Source organism: Gordonia polyisoprenivorans NBRC 16320 = JCM 10675 (genome assembly GCF_000241325.1).
In the GTDB taxonomy this organism is placed as follows: Bacteria; Actinomycetota; Actinomycetes; order Mycobacteriales; family Mycobacteriaceae; genus Gordonia; species Gordonia polyisoprenivorans.
Genome location: NZ_BAEI01000010.1, coordinates 21,525 through 40,108, shown reverse-complemented (window position 1 = coordinate 40,108; position 18,584 = coordinate 21,525). Strand labels below are relative to the sequence as shown.

19 protein-coding genes are annotated in these 18,584 nt (G+C 67.9%); 9 read left to right on the top strand and 10 right to left on the bottom strand.

The window, feature by feature from the left end:
* Nucleotides 1-94 precede the first annotated feature (94 nt).
* Both phoU and GOPIP_RS28990 read left to right on the top strand, forming a co-directional pair.
* On the top strand, nucleotides 95-751 hold the full coding sequence (phoU, locus tag GOPIP_RS03425; RefSeq protein WP_006368153.1) for a phosphate signaling complex protein PhoU: 657 nt from the start codon (nucleotides 95-97) through the stop codon (nucleotides 749-751).
* A gap of 133 nt (nucleotides 752-884) precedes the next feature.
* A complete protein-coding gene (locus tag GOPIP_RS28990) occupies nucleotides 885-1,037 on the top strand; it encodes a hypothetical protein (protein ID WP_006368152.1) in 153 nt (50 codons plus the stop codon).
* A gap of 110 nt (nucleotides 1,038-1,147) precedes the next feature.
* On the opposite strand, the gene pstB is transcribed toward GOPIP_RS28990, so the two are convergent.
* The 4 genes from pstB to pstS all read right to left on the bottom strand — a co-directional run bounded on the left by pstB (nucleotide 1,148) and on the right by pstS (nucleotide 5,192).
* Entirely contained in the window at nucleotides 1,148-1,924 is a 777-nt protein-coding gene (pstB, locus tag GOPIP_RS03420) for a phosphate ABC transporter ATP-binding protein PstB (RefSeq protein ID WP_006368151.1), read from the bottom strand.
* A 71-nt stretch (nucleotides 1,925-1,995) separates the two neighbouring features.
* A complete protein-coding gene (pstA, locus tag GOPIP_RS03415; RefSeq protein WP_006368150.1) occupies nucleotides 1,996-2,925 on the bottom strand; it encodes a phosphate ABC transporter permease PstA in 930 nt (309 codons plus the stop codon).
* Complete coding sequence (gene pstC / locus GOPIP_RS03410; RefSeq protein ID WP_006368149.1) at nucleotides 2,922-4,010, bottom strand: phosphate ABC transporter permease subunit PstC; 1,089 nt, start codon at nucleotides 4,008-4,010, stop codon at nucleotides 2,922-2,924. Before pstC ends, pstA begins: the two co-directional genes overlap by 4 nt.
* Before the next feature lie 57 nt (nucleotides 4,011-4,067).
* Nucleotides 4,068-5,192, bottom strand: a complete 1,125-nt coding sequence (gene pstS / locus GOPIP_RS03405) for a phosphate ABC transporter substrate-binding protein PstS (protein ID WP_014361334.1) — start codon at nucleotides 5,190-5,192, stop codon at nucleotides 4,068-4,070.
* A 573-nt stretch (nucleotides 5,193-5,765) separates the two neighbouring features.
* On the opposite strand from pstS, the gene GOPIP_RS03400 reads away from it, so the two are divergent.
* Together GOPIP_RS03400 and GOPIP_RS03395 are read left to right on the top strand one after the other, a co-directional pair.
* The gene (locus GOPIP_RS03400) at nucleotides 5,766-6,944 is read left to right on the top strand and encodes a hypothetical protein (protein WP_244421106.1); all 1,179 of its coding nucleotides are present in this window, start codon (nucleotides 5,766-5,768) and stop codon (nucleotides 6,942-6,944) included.
* A 40-nt stretch (nucleotides 6,945-6,984) separates the two neighbouring features.
* Nucleotides 6,985-8,187: a 4-hydroxybenzoate 3-monooxygenase gene (locus tag GOPIP_RS03395; protein WP_006368145.1), complete on the top strand. Its 1,203-nt coding sequence runs from the start codon at nucleotides 6,985-6,987 to the stop codon at nucleotides 8,185-8,187.
* Here GOPIP_RS03395 and GOPIP_RS03390 read toward each other — a convergent pair.
* Nucleotides 8,145-8,969 (bottom strand): arylamine N-acetyltransferase family protein, encoded by an 825-nt coding sequence (locus tag GOPIP_RS03390; RefSeq protein WP_006368144.1) that lies wholly within the window; start codon nucleotides 8,967-8,969, stop codon nucleotides 8,145-8,147. The genes GOPIP_RS03395 and GOPIP_RS03390 overlap by 43 nt on opposite strands.
* Before the next feature lie 29 nt (nucleotides 8,970-8,998).
* Between GOPIP_RS03390 and GOPIP_RS03385 the strand changes: the two genes are divergently transcribed.
* Nucleotides 8,999-10,129: an LLM class flavin-dependent oxidoreductase gene (locus tag GOPIP_RS03385; protein ID WP_006368143.1), complete on the top strand. Its 1,131-nt coding sequence runs from the start codon at nucleotides 8,999-9,001 to the stop codon at nucleotides 10,127-10,129.
* A 7-nt stretch (nucleotides 10,130-10,136) separates the two neighbouring features.
* Here the strand turns inward: GOPIP_RS03385 and GOPIP_RS03380 are convergent, their stop codons facing one another.
* The 3 genes from GOPIP_RS03380 to GOPIP_RS03370 form a co-directional block, all read right to left on the bottom strand.
* Complete coding sequence (locus GOPIP_RS03380) at nucleotides 10,137-11,084, bottom strand: endonuclease/exonuclease/phosphatase family protein (protein ID WP_006368142.1); 948 nt, start codon at nucleotides 11,082-11,084, stop codon at nucleotides 10,137-10,139.
* A 100-nt stretch (nucleotides 11,085-11,184) separates the two neighbouring features.
* The gene (gene mshD, locus GOPIP_RS03375) at nucleotides 11,185-12,120 is read right to left on the bottom strand and encodes a mycothiol synthase (RefSeq protein WP_006368141.1); all 936 of its coding nucleotides are present in this window, start codon (nucleotides 12,118-12,120) and stop codon (nucleotides 11,185-11,187) included.
* Nucleotides 12,110-12,910 (bottom strand): winged helix-turn-helix transcriptional regulator, encoded by an 801-nt coding sequence (locus tag GOPIP_RS03370; RefSeq protein WP_006368140.1) that lies wholly within the window; start codon nucleotides 12,908-12,910, stop codon nucleotides 12,110-12,112. The genes mshD and GOPIP_RS03370 overlap by 11 nt, the downstream gene beginning before the upstream one ends.
* Nucleotides 12,911-13,093: 183 nt before the next feature.
* Between GOPIP_RS03370 and GOPIP_RS03365 the strand changes: the two genes are divergently transcribed.
* The 4 genes from GOPIP_RS03365 (at nucleotide 13,094) to GOPIP_RS03340 (ending at nucleotide 16,534) form a co-directional block, all read left to right on the top strand.
* Nucleotides 13,094-14,062: an LmeA family phospholipid-binding protein gene (locus GOPIP_RS03365; protein ID WP_006368139.1), complete on the top strand. Its 969-nt coding sequence runs from the start codon at nucleotides 13,094-13,096 to the stop codon at nucleotides 14,060-14,062.
* 396 nt (nucleotides 14,063-14,458) lie between these two features.
* On the top strand, nucleotides 14,459-15,298 hold the full coding sequence (locus tag GOPIP_RS03355) for a sulfurtransferase (protein WP_006368138.1): 840 nt from the start codon (nucleotides 14,459-14,461) through the stop codon (nucleotides 15,296-15,298).
* A 2-nt stretch (nucleotides 15,299-15,300) separates the two neighbouring features.
* On the top strand, nucleotides 15,301-15,606 hold the full coding sequence (locus GOPIP_RS03350) for a DUF1416 domain-containing protein (protein ID WP_006368137.1): 306 nt from the start codon (nucleotides 15,301-15,303) through the stop codon (nucleotides 15,604-15,606).
* A 256-nt stretch (nucleotides 15,607-15,862) separates the two neighbouring features.
* A complete protein-coding gene (locus GOPIP_RS03340; protein ID WP_006368136.1) occupies nucleotides 15,863-16,534 on the top strand; it encodes a heme-binding beta-barrel domain-containing protein in 672 nt (223 codons plus the stop codon).
* Nucleotides 16,535-16,577: 43 nt separating this feature from the next.
* Here GOPIP_RS03340 and GOPIP_RS03335 read toward each other — a convergent pair whose 3' ends face one another.
* Nucleotides 16,578-17,285, bottom strand: coding sequence for a hypothetical protein (locus GOPIP_RS03335; RefSeq protein WP_006368135.1), 708 nt, complete (start codon nucleotides 17,283-17,285; stop codon nucleotides 16,578-16,580).
* Between the two features lie 122 nt (nucleotides 17,286-17,407).
* Nucleotides 17,408-18,229, bottom strand: a complete 822-nt coding sequence (locus GOPIP_RS03330; protein ID WP_210739750.1) for a hypothetical protein — start codon at nucleotides 18,227-18,229, stop codon at nucleotides 17,408-17,410.
* Nucleotides 18,230-18,584 lie beyond the last annotated feature (355 nt).

The window sequence follows — 18,584 nt, the reverse complement described above, 5'->3', positions numbered from 1 at the left end:
TATGACGGCCCTCGTCGAACCGCCGGTCACCGTTCACGGTGTGTTCACCCGGCGGGTGACGGTGACCGCTCGACACAGGCAGTAGCCTTGATACATGCGGACCGCCTACCAGGAACAACTCCACTCACTCAACAGCATCCTGGGTGAGATGTGCGACCTCGCGGGCTCGGCGATGGAGCGCGCGACCCGCTCGCTGCTCCAAGCCGATCTCGCGATCGCCGAAGAGGTCATCAGTGAGAACGACCGGATGAACGAACTCGCCACCCGCGCCGAGGAGCAGGCCTTCGGGCTGCTGGCCCTGCAGGCCCCGGTGGCCGGTGATCTGCGCGGCATCGTCAGCGCGCTGCAGATCGTCGCCGACGCCGACCGCATGGGTGCGCTTGCCCTGCACGTCGCCAAGGTCGCACGCCGTCGGCACCCCGCCAAGGCGCTGCCCGAGGAGGTCGCAGGCTACTTCGCGGAGATGGGACGGCTGGCCGTGCATCTCGCGCGCAACGCCCGCGAGGCCCTCGATTCGCAGGACCCGCAGGCCGCCGTCCGTCTCGAGGAGGACGACGATGCCATGGACGACCTGCACCGTCACCTGTTCACCGTGCTGATGGACCGGGAATGGCAGCACGGGGTGGCCTCCGCGGTCGACATCACCCTGCTCGGCCGCTACTACGAGCGTTTCGCCGATCACGCCGTCATGATCGGCCGCCGTGTGGTGTTCCAGGCGACCGGCAAGACCCTCGCCGACCTCGACGTCTAGCCTGACCGACCCGCGTGCGTGGTGCAGTTCGCTCCTGTGCGCTGCACCACGTTTCGTGTCTGCGTGTGATACCCGATCCGAGGTCACCGATCGGTGTGCATCGGGGCCCGGCGACCGGCTAGCGTTGCTCGTCATGAGCCTGCACTCTCCCGCCGACCAGGATGTCAACGCCGCCGGGGATCAGGGCGACGTCGGTGCCGGGGTGTGTGCCCGGCAGCTGCTCACCTACGCCGGGGTGATCGCGTCGCTGCTGGTGCTGCTGGTACTGCTCTACCTCAACATGTGACAAGACATGACCTGTGACAAGAGCGCGACATACGACAAGTCCCCGGCCGCCGATGGCTTCGTGACACTGCCAGGCGATCCGGGGACGTCGGTCGTTGCGTGCTCCCGGCGTCAGCCGAAGCGTCCCGAGATGTAGTCCTCGGTCTCCCGCTTGGTCGGGTTGGAGAAGATCGTCTCGGTGTAGTTGATCTCAACGAGCTGGCCGGGCTGACCGACCCCTTCGAGGTTGAAGAACGCCGTCTGATCGCTCACCCGCGCGGCCTGCTGCATGTTGTGGGTGACGATGACGATCGTGTAGTCCTTCTTGAGCTCCCCCATCAGGTCCTCGATGGCCAGCGTCGAGATGGGGTCGAGCGCCGAGCATGGCTCGTCCATCAGCAACACATCCGGGGAGACCGCGATCGCGCGGGCGATGCACAGACGCTGCTGCTGACCGCCCGAGAGCCCGCCACCGGGCTTGTCGAGCCGGTCCTTGACCTCTTCCCACAGGTTCGCGCCGCGCAGGCTGCGTTCGCACACCTCGTTGAGCTGCGACTTGCCCCGCACACCCTGCAGTTTGAGCCCGGCGACCACGTTGTCGCGGATCGACATCGTCGGGAACGGGTTGGGGCGCTGGAACACCATGCCGATGGTCGTGCGGACGCTGGTGGGGTTCACGCCCTTGCCGTAGATGTCCTCACCGTCGAGCAGCACGCTGCCCACCGCGTAGGCGCCCGGGATCTCCTCGTGCATCCGGTTGAGCGTGCGCAGCACGGTCGACTTGCCGCAGCCCGACGGGCCGATGAACGCGGTGATGCTGCGCGGCGGGACCGAGAGCGTCACGTCCTTCACGGCGTGGAACTTGCCGTAGTAGATGTTCAGGTCTTTGATGTCGAGGCGCTTGGCCATGGAACTACTTTCTTTACGGCGATGGATGAGCCTGGCACACAGCCCCTTTCGACTGCGTGCGCGGCTCGGACTTACTTGGTCTTGGGGGCCAGCAGCTTCGAGAGCACGGCTGCGAACAGGTTGAGGACGGCGACGATGATGATCAGGGTGAGCGCGGCACCCCAGTAGTAGAACGACGACGCGGGCTGACTCGCCGCCCACATGTCCTTGATGAACAGCGGCAACGAGTTCATACCGCCCTCGAACGGGTTGGTCTTGACCATCGTGCTCGCCGGTCCGGCGAGGATCAGCACCGGCGCGGTCTCACCCATGATGCGGGCGATGGCCAGGAAGATGCCCGACAGCATGCCCGACAGCGCGGTCGGGATGACGATGCGCATGATGGTCTTCCACTTGGGGATGCCCAGCGCATAGGAGGCTTCGCGGAGCTCGTCGGGAACGAGTTTGAGCATCTCCTCGGTGGAGCGCACGACGATCGGGATCATCAGCAGGATCAGTGCGAGGCTCACCATGAAGCCGCTCTGCCCCATCGACAACCCGATGACGAAGACGGTGAAGATGAACAGCGTGGCCACGATCGACGGCACTCCGGCGAGGATGTCGACCATGAAGCTGACCGGTTTCACCAGCCGCGACGTCGGATACTCCACGAGCATGACCGCGGTCAGCACGGCGATCGGCACCGAGATGATCGCGGCGACGAGCGCCTGGATGATCGAACCGATGATGGCCGGCGCGACGCCCGCCCCGAACTGGGTGGTGGTGTCGATGCCATAGGCGTCGCCGAACCACCAGTTCGGGTCGGTGATGGCGCCGACGCCCTTGGAGATGACCGTCCACAGCAGCCACACCAGCGGAATGACACCGATGACGAAGCATCCGATGAAGATGCCCTTCGCCGAATTGTTGCGCAGTTTCCGGCTCAGCGAGACCTCGCGAAAGGCCGTGCCGGAGGCCTTGATCGGGCCGCCCCCGGGTGTCTTGTCCATCGTGACGGTCATCCGTTCACCTTTCCACCGGCGACCGAACGGGCGATCGCATTGACCACGAATGTGAGGATGAACAGCACCAGACCTGCTGCGATGTACGCACTCTGGGTGTCGCGGCTGCCGACGAACTCGCCGACGTCGCGGGCGATCTTGGAGGCGAAGGTGTCACCGCCCTCGAACAGCGACCACTTGAGACGGCCGACGGCCGAACTCAGGATGATCATCACCGCGATGGTCTCGCCGAGTGCGCGTCCGAGGGCGAGCATCGACGCGGCGATCATGCCGGAGCGTCCGTAGGGGAAGGAGGTCATCCGGATGACCTCCCACTTGGTGGCGCCGAGCGCGAGCGCGGCCTCCTTCTGACCGCTCGGCGTCTGGCGCAGCACCTCGCGGGTGATGGAGGTGATGATCGGCAGCATCATGATCGCGAGCACGATGCCCGCGGTGAAGACGGTGCCACCGCCGGCGACCGACGTGCTGCCCGAGGAGAACAGGAAGAACCAGCCCAGCGAGCTGTTCAACCATTCCGCGAACGGCGCGATGAACGGCGCGAGGATGTAGATGCCCCAGAGGCCGAAGATGATCGAGGGCACCGCGGCGAGCAGGTCGATGACCGCACCGAGCGGCCGGGAGATCTGCCGCGGTGCGTATTCGACGAGGAAGACCGCGATGCCGATGGCGATCGGCGTCGCCAGCGCCAGGGCGAACACCGACGACAATGCGGTGGCCCGGAACAACTCCCACACACCGAAGCGCACGGAGTTGCCGTCGAAGTTCGACTGGCTGACCTGCCACTCCGAGGAGAACAGGAAGTTCGCGTTGTTCGCCGCGATCGCCGGTACGGCATCGACGATCAGTGAGATACCGATACCGGCGATCAGGGCGATGACGAAGAACCCGGTACCCCGGGCGAGATAGGAGAAGACGCGGTCACCGGTGGCACCTCGGTGGCTACGCAGGCCCGGGTGGAGTTGCTCGTCGAGTTCTCGCTCTTCTTCGGGCGGTAACTGGGTGGGCGTTTCGGGCGGCTGCGCGCCGGGGTCGTACGGATTATCCGTATGACCCCGGCCCGTACCGGTGGTGTCATCCACTGACATAACTCTTATCGCCTAGGGTTCGGGTACTTCGAGGTGTTTCGTTGACGTTCGCGCCGGTTACTGAATGGCGTTGATCGAGGCCTGCAGCTTCTGCTGGAAGTCACTCGGGAGCGGGATGTAACCCGCGTTGATCAGTTCCTGCCCTTGATTCTGCGGCGCCGAGGCGACCGAGAGGAAGGACTTGACGCCCTGCCCGACCGCGGTGTCGGAGTACTTCGAGCAGACAATCGAATATGTTGCCAGAACGATCGGGTAGGCACCGGCCGTGGTGGGCTTGTAGAACGACGAGGTGTCGATCACCATGTTGTGGTTGTCCGGGCCGTTCTTCAAGGTGGCCGACTCGATGGTCTTGCCGCCCGACTCCGCCGTCAACGCCACACCGCTGCGATCCTGATCGGTGATGATCTTGGCCATCGACAGGTTGTTGGACTGCGCGTAGGCCCACTCGACGTAGGCGATCGAGCCCGGGGTCGGCTTCACGGCCGAACCCACACCGGGGTTGCCCTGCTTGCCCTCGCCGACACCACCGTTGAAGGTCTTGCCGTCACCCTTGGTCCAGCCACCGGCGGCGGTCAGGTACTTCTGGAAGTTGTCGGTCGTACCCGACTGATCGGCGCGGTAGATGACGCTGATCGGGGTCGCCGGCAGGGTCTTGCCCGGGTTGTCGGCGGTGATCACCGGATCGTTCCAGGTCTTGACCTCGCCGCTGAAGATCTTGGCCAGCGTCGGGCCGGACAGTGCGAGGTCGCTGACCCCGTCGACGTTGTAGGCGACCGCGATCGGACCGAAGACCAACGGCAGCTGCCAGGCCTCGGAGCCGGTGCAGCGCGCGGCGGCCTTGCTGATCTCGTCACCCTTGAGCGGGGAGTCGGAGCCACCGAAGTCGGTGAGGCCCTGGGTGAAGTCGGAGACACCCTGGCCCGAGCCACCGCCACCGTAGGCGAGCTCGAACCCCGGGCAGGTCTTGGCGAACGACGTGGAGAAGATCTTCATCGCGTTGGCCTGGGCGGTCGAGCCGCTGGCCTTGAGCGACTGCTTGCCCTCGCACTTGACATTGGCGACGGCCGACGCGGGTGCCGCGCTGGTGGTCCCCTTGTCCGCGTTACTGCTACACGCGCCGAGAATGAGGGCCGAGCTGGCCGCCATGGCGGCGACAACAGCACCTGTACGACTCAATTTCACTTCTGGTTCCTCCAGCATCAAAACACGGCAGTCCGGCCATGCGACCCTGCCCGGTCGAGCTGACTTTATGGGGCAGTGATGGACGGTCCCCCGACGAAAGGTGAACGGAAGATGAATTGGACGACTCGGACATGTCGATTCCGGCCACCTTGCGTTCCGACCGGATGCGCAGATCGGACAATCACCCCTCGGAGCTGGACCGATACGTCCCATTTCGGATCGCTGTGGCGCTCGACACGCCCACACTGCGGGCCACGTGCCACGCGTGGCCCGCGGCCCGCGGCCGCCACCCGGGTGAGCACGCGGTGAATGCCGGGTTGCCGTCCGGTGCGCACCAGCGCAAAGCCCATCCCGGCGCACTCAATTTAGGTAAGGCTTGGTAAAGTTGTCACGATTCTCATGGCGACGCAGCGAACCCCCGATCCCGCACTCCCGACATCTCGGGTCGCGATGCCACGCGGGCCCGTCCGTCGAGGGACCATCACCCAGGGATCCATTCGCACTGCGGCCCTCGACCGCCACCACAGCCGCCGGCGCTCGGCGTTGGTCGTGGGACCCGTCGAGGTCCCGTCCGTGGCTCAGGTTCGCGAGCGAGTGCGTGCGATGGCCGCGGCCGGCCCGTTCACGCGGGTGGGCCTGCACCCCTCTCCGACACGTGCACGCTGGACCCACGATCCCCGCGCCGGTGGTTGCGAGGTGCGGGCGAGCGGCGGCGACGACGAGCCGCTGCGCCTGCTCGACGAGGTCCGCAGCAGCTCGGATCGGCCCCTGCGCGTCGTCCTGGGCCACGAGTACATCGCCATCGACTTCGATCACGGTCTCGGGGACGCCACCCTGCTCAACGTCGTCGTCTCGGTGATCCTCGGGTCCACCGATCCACACGATCGCCGGACGTGGCGCCGATTCGGCCACCGCACACCGCCGCTGGCGCTGGCCTCGGCCGCGGTCTGCGCCGACCCACGCCGCGTGGTCGCGCTGGCGCGGCTGCTACGTCGGGCGCCGACCGAGCCCGGAGGAGTCCGGACCACCGGCGAAGCGGCGTCGGTACCCGGTCCTTCCGGCACCGTCGGCGGTGTCGACGCCGCAACCGGCCGCCGTCCACGCGCCACCCTCGCCCACGTCCCCGCGGCCACGGTCGCCGAGGTCCGCGCCGCCCGGGACCGTGACTGTCCCGGGGTGGGGATGTACGCACTGACCACCGTCGCGCTCGTCGATGCGCTCACCGAGGCCGGTGTCGATCTACATCCGACGATCACCGCCCCCTTCGACGCCCGCGTGTACCTCCCCCGCGCACGGAACACGCTCGCGAATTTCTCTGCCGGACTGGCATTTGCGGTTCCGCCCGGCAGCGATCCGGTCGAGCTCCAGCGCGCCCTGACGGCGTCGGCACGGATGGGGCGGCCCATCGCCAACCTGGCGATCACCTCGGTCAAGACGCTCGCGTCCTCCCGGCGCACAGCCGACCCACCGCCCGCGGTACTCACCGATGTGCCGGTGCCGCTGCTGCATTCGAGTGTGGGTACCGTGCCGGGCCGCGATCACCGCTGGACGTGGCTGGCCGACGAGCGGGCGCGGGTGTTCTCGGTCGCCGATCCCCCGACGCCGCAGGGCCTCACCGTGACGACCGCACTCGTCGGAGGCGGGATGTCGGTGGCCGCAGCCTATTTCGACGACGCGGTGTCCTCGGCCGCGGTCGCCGACGCACTCGCCGCCCTGCCCGATCGTCTCCGTGCCCTGGTCGCGCTCACCTGAGCGCGTGCCGGCCGGGCACCCACACCCCAGGAGTCCCCTCATGCCCAGGAGTCCCCTCATACGTTGTCAGGTCGCGATCATCGGTGCCGGCCCGGCGGGTTTGTCGCTGGCGATGATGTTGCACCGTCAGGGTATCGACGCCGTCGTCCTCGAGGCGCGAGACGAGGCGCACGTGCGCGCCCGGGTTCGCGCCGGCGTGATCGAACAGACCACCGTCGACACCCTGACCGAACTCGGCGTGGCCGACCGGCTACACGTACAAGCGCTGCGCCACAACGGTTTCTACCTGCGCTACGACCGCCGCACACACCACCTCGACTTCCACCGACTGACCGGGCGCAACGCCTTCGTCTACGGACAGGCCGAGATCGTCGCCGACCTCATCGACGCACGCACGGCGGCCGGGTTGCCGCTGGTGTTCGACGCCGCCGACGTCGAGATCGGCCCGACGGACGGCCCCACCACCGAGGTCACCTACACCGTCGACGGCCGCACTCATCGCCTGACCGCCGACTTCGTCGCCGGCTGCGACGGCTTCCACGGGGTCTCCCGGACCCGGCTGCCGTCGTCGGTGCGCACCATCGAACGCGTGTATCCCTTTGCATGGCTGGGTATCCTGGCCCGAACCACCCCGGTGACCGAGGAAGGCATGTACTGCGCCCACCCCGACGGACTGTCGGTCCACAGCATGCGCGGCACACACATCACGCGCCAGTACCTGCAGGTGCCGGCCGACACCGATCTCGCCGACTGGCCCCACGAACGCATCTGGGCCGAATTACGCAGGCGCAGTGCATCCGACGACCACCCGGAACTGCAGACCGGAGAGATCTTCGACCGCAGCCTCGCACCGCTGCGCAGCGTGGTCACCGAACGCATGCAGCACGGTTCGCTGTTCTTGCTCGGCGACGCCGCCCACATCGTGCCGCCGACCGGCGCCAAAGGGCTCAACCTTGCCGTGTCGGACGCGAGCGTGCTGTCCCATGCCCTCGGGGTGTTCTACCGCGACGGTGACCGCACCCGCCTCGAGAGCTACACCGACACCGCGCTGCCGCGGATCTGGCAGGCGCAGAACTTCTCCTGGACGCTGACGTCGGTGCTGCACCGCTTCACCGACGACCCGTTCGACTGGGGATTGCGGCACGCGAAGCTGACCCGGTGGGTCGCCTCGCGTGCCGAGCAGCAGGCCCTCGGCGAGGTCTATCTGGGGTTGCCGTTCCCCACCCCGTGGCGCCCGGAGTGAGACCGGTCGCGCGCGGAACCGAGTGGTAGCGAAGGTAACTCGTCGACATCGAGGCCGAGCACCCGGCGGCACACGTCGAGCGCCGCAGGGTGATCGAGGTCGGATTCGGTGCGCGTTCCCCGCGCGTCGGTGACGATCAGCCGATAGTCATCGGCGCCGCCGGTGATGCTCACCCGCCCGCCGTCGACGGGCAGGGTGGCGATGAGCGAGCCGGTGAATCGTGACCGCGGCGAGGTGCTGTGCCACCAGGCCATCGCCTCGAACTCGGCGAGTTCCCGCGTGTACGGCTCCAGAAGGTAGGCCGCCGACTCGCATTCGATACGGCGTTCGGCGACCGAGGCCAGGTCGATGGGCCGGCAGACCATCTCGCCACCGAATCCGACGTCGACGAGCCACGGCTCTCCGCCGACCTGCGCCAGCACGGCCATGTGCCCGAGCGGCGGGCCGAGACCGGCGGCCGACTCCACCCTTGCGCCGACGACGTCCGCATCGATACCCAACGCACGCAACGCGAGCAGCAGCAGCCCGTTGAGTTCGTAGCAGATCCCGCCCCGACGGCCGTCGACGAGCCTGTCGACGATGACGTGCGGGTCCACCTCGACGGGTGTCCCGAGGTGAATGCCGAGATTCTCGAACGGGATTCGTCGATGTTGCGCGGTGGCGATCGCGACGACGAGGTTCGCCGGGTCGGCGGCGACATCGGTCACGCCGATCCTCGAGAGATACGCGGCCGGCCGAAGCGGCGCCCCCGCGCTGATCGGCGAGGTGTCGGTTGCGTCCACGAAAACAGGATAGGCTAACCTCATCTTCCATGGCGCCCGAGGTCTTCTGGTACATCAATCCGACCGACGGTGACGTCCCGTGGGAACCGTCGCTGCGGACCGAACCCACCTTCGAGGTGATCCGGCATCAGGCCCGCACCCTCGACCGGTTCGGCTACGGCGGGGCACTGACCACCGCGCGCGAACCGATCGCGCTCGTCCCCGAGACCGAGAATCTGCGCTTTCTGATCCCGGTGTACCCGGGCGTGAAGCCACCGGCGATGCTCGCCGAGGAGGCACAGGTCTTCGACCAGTACTCGGGCGGGCGCCTGATCTTCAATCAGGTCAACGGTGCCGACGCCGTCCTCGCCCGGTACGGCCAGTACGCCTCGAAGGCGCAGCGGTACCGGCTCTCGGCCGAATACTGGACCCAGGTCAAACGTCTCTACGCCGACGCCACCGACGCCTACGACGGCGAATTCTTCTCCTACGGACCGCGATACAAGCCCGCGATCCCCGGCCCCCGACAGCCCGGCGGCATCGAGGTCTGGGGAACCGGCGCATCACCGGAGGGCATTGCCCACGCGGCCGAGGTCCTCGACGTGTACCTGTCGTTCATGTCGGCACCTGCGGACCTGTCGACACTGTTCACCCGGGTCCGTGACGCCGCCGCAGGCAGCGGCCGGTCGCTGCGCTTCGGCGTGCTCGCCAGCGTCATCGTGCGCGAGACCGACGAGCAGGCGTGGGAGCGGTTCTCCGATCAGCTGTCCCGCACACGCCCGGAGACGGTGCTCGCGACGGCCGACCGCAACCTGCGCAGCTTCGGCTTCCCCGGGCTCGACGAGATCACCAGTCCCGACCCGCAGGTGCAGGGCCGTATCGACGCCCTGCGTGCCGGGCGCATCCCCGGGCGCGACCTACTCGAGTTCGCCCCGAGCATGGCCGCCGGGCTGACCACCTGGACCGCCGCCGAACCTCCCTTCGACATCGCCGGCAAGGGCACCGGAACGTACTTCGTCGGCAGCGCCGAGAACGTGGCCCGCGCGATGAACACCGTTGCCGCACAGGCCGGTATCGACATCTGGATTCTGTCGGGCTGGCCGCTGGCCGCGGAGGCCGAGATCGCCGCCGATCTCCTGCTGCCGCTGCTCGGTGCGCCCGCCACCCCCGCGGTGGCCTGACGGCCCGCTATCGGCGCAGACGCACCGTGGCCACCACGCCGCGGTGATCGGATCCCGGTAGGTCCACCGTACGCAGCGACGTCGGTACCGGCCCGCCGCGGGTCATGACGTGATCGATCCCCAGCATCGGTGGTATCCGACGGTTCGCGGGGTACGTGGCGGCGGCGCCCGCGCCGGTGAGTTCGGCGGCGTCGAGCAGGCCCGGTGATCCGTCGGGACCGTGGCCGCGCAACAACTCTCGGAACTGCCGATGATCCCAGGTGGAGTTCATGTCGGCGCCGACGATCGTCGGGAGTGTCTCCGCGTTCAGGATCGACGAGAGTCGGGAGAGTTCGGACTGCCAGCGCCAGGCCGGCTCCGGCCACGGCGGCAACGGATGCAGTGCGTAGACGGCGTGGCGGCCGTGGCCGTCGATGTCGGCCACCGCGCGCACGTTCCCCAGGCGGAAATGCTCCAGCACCATACCCTCGACGAGGGGGAACCGGGAGAAGATGCCGATCCCCCGGCCGTCGGGCAGGGCGTGGGTGAACGAATACCCCAGCGTCGCAGCCAGAGTCGAGGAGCGTAGGCGCGTCAGCGCCGCGTCGGTGAGTTCGACGACGGTCAGAATGTCGACCTTCTCGGCGCGCACCGTGTCGGCCAGCGCGTCGGTGTCGGCGGCGCCGAGGTAGATGTTGGCCTGCATGACCACGAGATCATCGGCCCGCGCCGACGCCGAGCCGACGTAGAGCGGTACCTGGGTCACCACGCCGGCCGCCACCACGAAGGTCGCGAGCACCGCACCGAGCCGGCGCCGTGCGGCGAGCAGCGCGGCCAACCCGACGATCGAGGCCAACACCAGCAACGGCGTGAACGCGGCGATCCGGCTGGCCGTCGAGCTGGTCAGCGGCGAATGATGGGCGGCCACCCCGGCGGCGCCCGCACCGACCAGCACCACGCCGACAATCGTTGTCACCCAATGGATCACACTCCACCGGATCACACCCCGCCGAATCACACCGAAGCGGGTCACCCCGGTAGAGCTCGAACGACGACCACCTGTTGCCGGGGCCGGCTCACCCATAGGCGACGTCGATGGCGTAGCGGGTGAAGCCCAATCGCTCATAGGTGTGCAGCGCCGCGGTGTTGTCACCCTCCACGTACAGCAGCACCTCGTCGACACCCCGCTCGGCAAAGTAGTGCAGACCCGCCAGCGTCAGCAGCCGCCCGAGACCGCGACCCTGCGCGGCCGGATCGACACCGACGACGTAGACCTCGCCGAGCCCCGGCCCCTGCGTCTTGGTCCAGTGAAAACCCAAGAGCGGTCGGCGATCTGATTCGCCGGCACCGGCCGCGGCGTCGAACGCCAGGAACAACCCGGCCGGGTCGAACCAGTCCGATGCCACCCGCTCGGTGATCTGCTCGGGGGCCCACCCACCCTGCTCGGGGTGCCAGGCGAAGGCGGCGTTGTTGACGCGAAGGATCTCCGCGTCATCCGAAGACCCTGCGTAGGTGCGCAATTCGATGTCGGCGGGGACGTCGAGGGCGGGTAGGCCATCGGCTCCACCGGTTCGCCGCAACTGCAACAACTCTCGCCGACGCTGCAGCCCGAGCGATGCGGCCAACGCCTGCGCGGCCGGGAGATCGCCGTGCGCCCAGGCCCGCACGGCGTCCGAGGTGGGGGCGGCGCCGGCACGTTCGCGCGCCGCCGTGAAGGCGGTTTCGAGGAGTGCCCGGCCGTGCCCCCTGCGACGCTGTTCAGGATCGACGACGGCCTCGATCATCGCCTGCTCGTCGTCACGGCCGGCAACGATGTTGGCGTAGCCGGCCGCGCTGATGACGTGTCGAACGCCCACGCCGGCACCGTCGATGGCGAGGACGGCCTGTTCCGACAGTGGCGCCACCCCGTCGGCCGCGGTCGCTGCCGCGACGAGACGGTGTGCGTGGGCGGCCATCTCGGGCGTCAGGGACTCGATGACGTCAACCTCGGGGACCTCGACCTCAGGGGGCACTGAACTCCTCGTCGAAGGGATCGATCCGGGTGTCGCCGATGTCGCCGAGGTCCTCGCCGGGGAGTTCGTCTCCCGCGTCCGCGGTCTCGTCGTCGGCGGTCTCCGCCGAGGCGGAGCGGCCGCGCGTCGGGCGCACGGCCTTGTAGCCCACGTTACGGACGGTGCCGATCAACGACTCGTGGTCGCTGCCGAGTTTCGCGCGCAGGCGCCGGACGTGGACGTCGACGGTGCGGGTGCCGCCGAAGAAGTCGTATCCCCAGACCTCCTGCAGCAACTGCGCCCGGGTGAAGACACGACCGGCGTTCTGCGCCAGATACTTCAGGAGCTCGAACTCCTTGTAGGTCAGATCCAGCGGGCGCCCGCGCAGGCGGGCGGTGTAGGTGCCCTCATCGATCACCAGCTCACCGAGAGTGACCTTGCCGGAGGCCTCCTCGGCGCTGACGCCGCGGGTGCGCACGACGAGCAGGCGCAGGCGGGCGTCGAGTTCCGCGGGGCCGGTTGCGGGCAGCAGGAACTCGTCGAGTCCCCAATCCGCATTCACCGCGACCAATCCACCCTCGGTGAGCACCGCGGCCACCGGCACCGCCGATCCCGTGCTGCCGAGCAGCCGGCACAGTCCGCGGGCCGCAGCCAGGTCGGTGCGGGCGTCGACGATCGCGACGTCGGCGTTACCCGCCTCCATCAGCGACGACACCTCCGTCGGCGCCACCCGCACGGTGTGCGCGAGCAGCGATAGGGACGGCAATACCGCCTCCGGGTTCGGATCGGCGGTCAACAACAGGAGATCCACGTCCTTCTCCGATCTTCCTCGTCGCGCCTCGCGCACCTTACGTCCCGAGGCAGGGGGCCTCGGGGATGGTCGTACCCCGTCTCCCGGCCACCTCGACGTTGAGGCGATCCACCGATCGCGCCTGAAAGAGCATGTTTACTCTGCCTTACCAACATGTGCGCGACAGATGACAGAATAACCGCAATGTCACGCTCGGCTGTTAACAAGGCAGACTCGGAGGCCGTGACCTCGGACGCAGCGACCCCCGCACCCTCGCGACATCGGCTCCGACGCACGCTTCTGGTGACGCTCGCGCTCGTCGTCGTCCTCGGTGCCGTCGCGGTGATCGTCGACACCGTCGCGGCAAGTCGCGGCGAACATCGCCTCTCGACGGCCCTCGCGAGTGCGCCGGGTATCACCTACCGGCCTGAGGTGACGCTCGGCGGCTTCCCGTTCCTGACCCACGCCTCCTCGGGCGAGTTCACCGGCGCCACGATCACCGCCCGCGGGGTGCCGATCCCGCAGGGCTGCTCGTATCCGGCGGCCGGCCCCTGCTTCGCCGAACTCGGGGCGACACTCGGGGCGCTGCGGGTCCCCGACGGCTTCGACATCGGGCCCGCCGACACCCTGCACACCGACTCGATCGCCGCCTACTCACGGCTGGACTCGGTGAATCTGGGCCGCATGCTGGGCATCCTGGACCTCACCGTCAACACCCCCGCCGGCCCCGACCGTGTCGGCGGCGGCGGACCCCAATTCGGCAACCTCGAACGCACCTCGGGGATCGTGCTGACCGGATCGGTGGCCCTGCCGCCGACCTCGGCTCCGCCGACCGGTGCGACGCCGAGCCCGCAGCGCGCACCGTCGGCCTCGGAGTACCCGGGCCCACGGACCAGGGTCAGTGTCACCGTCGAGGTATCGGTGCGCGACGGCCGGCTGCACCTGCAGGCGACGGGCTTCTACACCGGCCCCGAAAAGCACGTCGACGCACCGGAACTCGTCGGCGCCGACCAGGCCGCCCGGCGCGCGGCCGTGCTCGGGCGTTTCACCGCAACACTGCCGCTGCTGCCCATGCCATGGGACCTGCCGGCGACCGGAGCGCACAGCTCGGGCAGCGACATCCTGCTCACCGCCGGGTCCGGGCCACGCGACCTGCTGCCCGCGCGCTTCTGACCTCGACGATCGCAACCACGGCCGGGCCGGGGACACGCTTGTGGCGGACACCGCTCGCTGTTGTACCCTCGTGGACATGCAACAGCGCCGTGAGTTCATGCTCACCCGCCGCCGGGCGATCGACTTCTGTCGAGTCGCCGACTGTTGCTGTCGCATCACTATGTGATCGTCTCGCTCGCGCCGGCCCCGTCCCGCCCGAGTCGCACGGTCACTCGATGCCGGCCGGTCCAGGCGCGTTTCCCATGACGACGCCGTCCACCGAGATCCCGGGCTCTCCGCCGATCACGCCGTCATCATCCGCCGAAGTTCGTCGGCGTCCGACGCCGATCGCCTTCATCGCTGTTTCACGTTCATCTCCACCACACCCGATACCCACATCTACGGGAGGAAACACCCATGGCACGTTCCGACGTCCTGGTCAGCGCCGATTGGGCTGAGCAGAACCTGCACACCGACAAGGTCGTGTTCGTCGAGGTCGACGAGGACACCAGCGCCTACGACGGCGGCCACATCGAGGGCGCGGTCAAGCTCGACTGGAAGACCGACCTGCAGGATCCGGTTCGTCGTGACTTCGTCGATCGCGAGCAGTTCTCCAAGCTGCTCTCCGAGCGCGGTATCGCCAACGACGACACCGTCGTGCTCTACGGCGGCAACAACAACTGGTTCGCGGCGTACGCCTACTGGTACTTCAAGCTCTACGGCCACCAGGACGTGAAGCTGCTCGACGGCGGCCGCAAGAAGTGGGAGCTCGACGGCCGTCCGCTGTCCACCGATGCCGTGAGCCGTCCGGCCACCGAGTACAAGGCCGCCGATCCGGACAACTCGATCCGCGCCTTCCGCGACGAGGTCGTCGACGCCATCGGCGCCAAGAACCTCGTCGACGTGCGCAGCCCCGACGAGTTCTCCGGCAAGATCCTCGCCCCTGCCCACCTGCCGCAGGAGCAGAGCCAGCGTCCGGGCCACATCCCCGGTGCCATCAACGTGCCGTGGAGCAAGGCCGCCAACGAGGACGGCACCTTCCGCAGCGACGACGAACTCGCCGAGCTCTACAAGGACGCCGGACTCGACGGTGAGAAGGAAACCATCGCCTACTGCCGCATCGGCGAGCGTTCCAGCCACACCTGGTTCGTTCTGCAGGAGCTGCTGGGCCACAAGAACGTCAAGAACTACGACGGCAGCTGGACCGAATACGGCTCGCTCGTCGGCGTTCCGGTTGAACTGGGAGAAGGTAAGTAATCATGTGTGCTGCACCCAAGCAGGGACAGAAGCTGCCCGCGGGCGTCGATGTCGAGAAGGAGACCGTCCTGACCGGACAGGTCACCGACAACTCCGGGAGCCCCGTCGCGGGTGCGTTCGTGCGGCTGCTCGACGAGACCGGTGAGTTCACCGCCGAGGTCGTCGCCAGCCCCACCGGCGACTTCCGCTTCTTCGCCGCGCCCGGCAAGTGGACGCTGCGTGCGCTGAGCTCGGTCGGCAACGGTGACGTCACCGTCAGCCCGGACGGACCCGGCGTGCACACGCACGACATCACCGTCAGCAAGTAGGTCCACGCGGACTCCCGACGGCCCGGTCACCCTCGCGGTGGCCGGGCCGTCGGCGTTCTCACCTGTTCTTCCTCGGGTCTTCCCAGGGCGGCCCGTGATTCATCTTTCACTCGGCCGGACCGACGACGTCCGCGCACACCCCGAGAGGTAAACTCCCACCCGTGGTCCTCTTCTTCGAAATCCTGCTGGGTCTGGCAACGCTGCTGATCATCTGGTTCACGCTGTACGTGATCTACCGCCTGGTCAACGACGAATCGTGACCCTGCCGTCCGACGGACAACCCGACCCCGACGGGGCCGATACCCCACGTCGGTCGGGTGACGAGGCGATCAACCAGGCCGAGGTCCGTGCCGCCGAATCCGGCAGCCGCGAACGCAACACACCCTCGTGGGACGATCTGCCGTTGCCCGCCGACACCGCCAATCTGCGGATCGGCGCCGACCTGCATCCGGGCCTGCTCGCCCTCCTGCCGATGGTCGGAGTCTGGCGCGGCGAGGGTGAGGGCCACGACCCGGTCAGCGGCAACGACTACCACTTCGCCCAGCAGATCGTGGCCAGCCACGACGGACAGAACTTCCTCAACTGGGAGGCCCGTTCGTGGGTGATCGACGAGGACGGGAACTTCGTCCGCCCCGATCTGCGTGAGGCCGGCTTCTGGCGGATCGGCGAGGACGACAGCATCGAACTCCTCCTCACCCACGCCGAGGGCTCCATCGAGCTGTACTACGGCCGCCCGCTCAACCAGACGTCGTGGAATCTGACCACCGACGTCGTCATCCGCTCCGAGTCGGGCAAGCACACCGGCGGCGCCAAGCGTCTCTACGGCATCGTGCCCGACGGCGATCTCGCCTACGTCGAGGAACGCGTCGACGCCGAGGGCGACCTCACCCCGCGCCTGTCGGCCAAGCTGCGGCGTCACGTCGGCTGAACTGCGTCGTCTGAACTGCTGCGTCGGCTGAACTGCTGCGCCGTCACACCGGCGGCGGTGCATAGACAGGCGCCGGCGCGGGCGCCTTGCCACCCCAGATGATTCCGCCGATCCCCAGCAGCACCACCACGACGCCGAGCACCACATTCAGGATCGCCGAGGGTCCGGCCGAGAATGTGTAGTGGGCGTCGACATACTGCGACGAGTCGTTGTCGAAAGTGCCGACCACTGCCGAGGGATCGACGACGGCGACCGTCGCCACACCCGCACCGATGACCCCGAACACCACGTTCACCGCGGAGAATCCGCGCCGAGCGACGTTGCACAGGATGAGGATCGACGACAGCAGCGTCGGGAAGAGGATGAGTAGGGGCAGTAGCACCCCTGGGAAGACGACCGCATGCGATCCGCCCATCAGTGGCAGTCCCTCACCCTGCGAGGTCCAGTGAGCCCATCCGTTGAACGTCGAGTCGCCGCCGTCGTTTGCGGTCACCGTCGCGAAGGTGAGAAACCCGAAAACACCGATCAGCAACCACGCGAGCATCGTGCACGCAGCGAACGTCCGCGTCAGCGCGACGTGGCGCAGCGGCGGCTTCGGCGGTGGTGTGAACGGTGCTGCCCCATACGCACCGGGATACGCACCGGGCACCCCGTAGCCGCCCGGATACTGGCCGCCACCCCACTGCTGGGTCTGTGGGTACTGCGGCTGCTGTGGGTACGGATTCGAATAAGGGCTCCCCGGTTCATTCACCGCGCATACGCTACCGCCAATCCCCCCATGTCACCCGGAAGGTCGATCAGTATGACGATTTGCCCGGTTTCCGCCGGAAACGTCATACACACGAACGTCATACACATCAGGCGTCATACACTTCAGGGGCGCACATGGATGACGTCGACGACGACCGGCCGCCCGGAATCCCGCGCCGCCTGCACATAGTGGATGCCGGGGCCCGGTGGGATCGGGATCGATTCCCCGGGGAGCGCGACGACGAGGTCGAAGGCCCCGCCGAGCCCGGTCATCAGCACCGCGATCCGTCGCGGCCCCCGATTGTGGACCACGGCCATCCCCGCGACACTCTCGCAGCACACCCCGGCGTCCGTGGCGTCGTGAAAGCCTGTGGCGCTGTGCGGTTCGGCGGCGCTGCGGGACGCCCCACCCGATTGACCGGGCCCGGCCGACGGTGCCGGCGAGTACGGCGTCCAGAACTCGTCCGCACCCGGCATCCGCAGCCAGTCGACCTCGTCGGGCCGTGGTGGGTGGATGAGGAAGGCGGGCTCGCCGTCGTCGACGATCTGACCGACGATGACCGGCCGCCCGCCGCGGCGTTCGGCCTGCAGGACGTGGAACTCGTTGTCCGGCAACGTCGCCGATGAACCTGCGCTCAGTGGCGTGAGCCGGGCACCCGACATCGCGGTGAAGCCGGGAATCGAGAGTACGGCGAGATCGGTGCGGCCGCGGTTGTGCAGGGTCAGACGCGAGTCCACGGAATCGGCAGTCAACGTGTACGTGAGCCCGCCGGCGTACCCCGCGATCCAGGTACCCGCGCCGTCGTCGTTCCAGTCGCGATCGCCCGGGGTGAGAAAGCGCGACAACCCGCCGGTGGGTACCGAGAACTCCCGCGTCGATGCGGTCGCAATGCCCACGGTTGCCGATGAGGCAGTTGCTGACGAATCCAGGATCCCGGTGTTCATGACGTCTCCCGCGTTGGTGAGCTGATCTGTGTGCCAGTCCACACCGGCCGAACAGCCCGAACACGAGTAGTGCACTACCCGAAAACCCGGGGGTTCACCCCGACGGACCCCACACATGGAACGACCCCCGCACCGCCCGGGAATTCGGGCCGAGCGACCGGACCAGGTCGGGTGCGGGGGTCGGGTGACCACCTGGTATTCGCCGATGCGAGGGATCGATCGAGGGATATCAGATGGATCTCCGCGTCAGCGGATGGTCACCTCACTTGTCCGTGTGCCAATCAACTTCGGACCACCTCCTTCCATGTGTACCGACGAAACTACGCCGCAACCTCAAGCCCGGCAACAGGTTTTC

Excerpts from the sequence above, each read along its gene's own strand:
- GOPIP_RS03355 (WP_006368138.1), top strand. The coding sequence starts at position 14,459 with ATGGCACGTTCCGACGTCCTGGTCAGCGCCGATTGGGCTGAGCAGAAC.
- GOPIP_RS03365 (WP_006368139.1), top strand. The coding sequence starts at position 13,094 with ATGTCACGCTCGGCTGTTAACAAGGCAGACTCGGAGGCCGTGACCTCG.
- GOPIP_RS03395 (WP_006368145.1), top strand. The coding sequence starts at position 6,985 with ATGCCCAGGAGTCCCCTCATACGTTGTCAGGTCGCGATCATCGGTGCC.
- pstA (WP_006368150.1), bottom strand. The coding sequence starts at position 2,925 with ATGACCGTCACGATGGACAAGACACCCGGGGGCGGCCCGATCAAGGCC.
- pstB (WP_006368151.1), bottom strand. The coding sequence starts at position 1,924 with ATGGCCAAGCGCCTCGACATCAAAGACCTGAACATCTACTACGGCAAG.
- phoU (WP_006368153.1), top strand. The coding sequence starts at position 95 with ATGCGGACCGCCTACCAGGAACAACTCCACTCACTCAACAGCATCCTG.
- pstC (WP_006368149.1), bottom strand. The coding sequence starts at position 4,010 with ATGTCAGTGGATGACACCACCGGTACGGGCCGGGGTCATACGGATAAT.
- GOPIP_RS03385 (WP_006368143.1), top strand. The coding sequence starts at position 8,999 with ATGGCGCCCGAGGTCTTCTGGTACATCAATCCGACCGACGGTGACGTC.
- GOPIP_RS28990 (WP_006368152.1), top strand. The coding sequence starts at position 885 with ATGAGCCTGCACTCTCCCGCCGACCAGGATGTCAACGCCGCCGGGGAT.
- GOPIP_RS03330 (WP_210739750.1), bottom strand. The coding sequence starts at position 18,229 with ATGAACACCGGGATCCTGGATTCGTCAGCAACTGCCTCATCGGCAACC.
- GOPIP_RS03350 (WP_006368137.1), top strand. The coding sequence starts at position 15,301 with ATGTGTGCTGCACCCAAGCAGGGACAGAAGCTGCCCGCGGGCGTCGAT.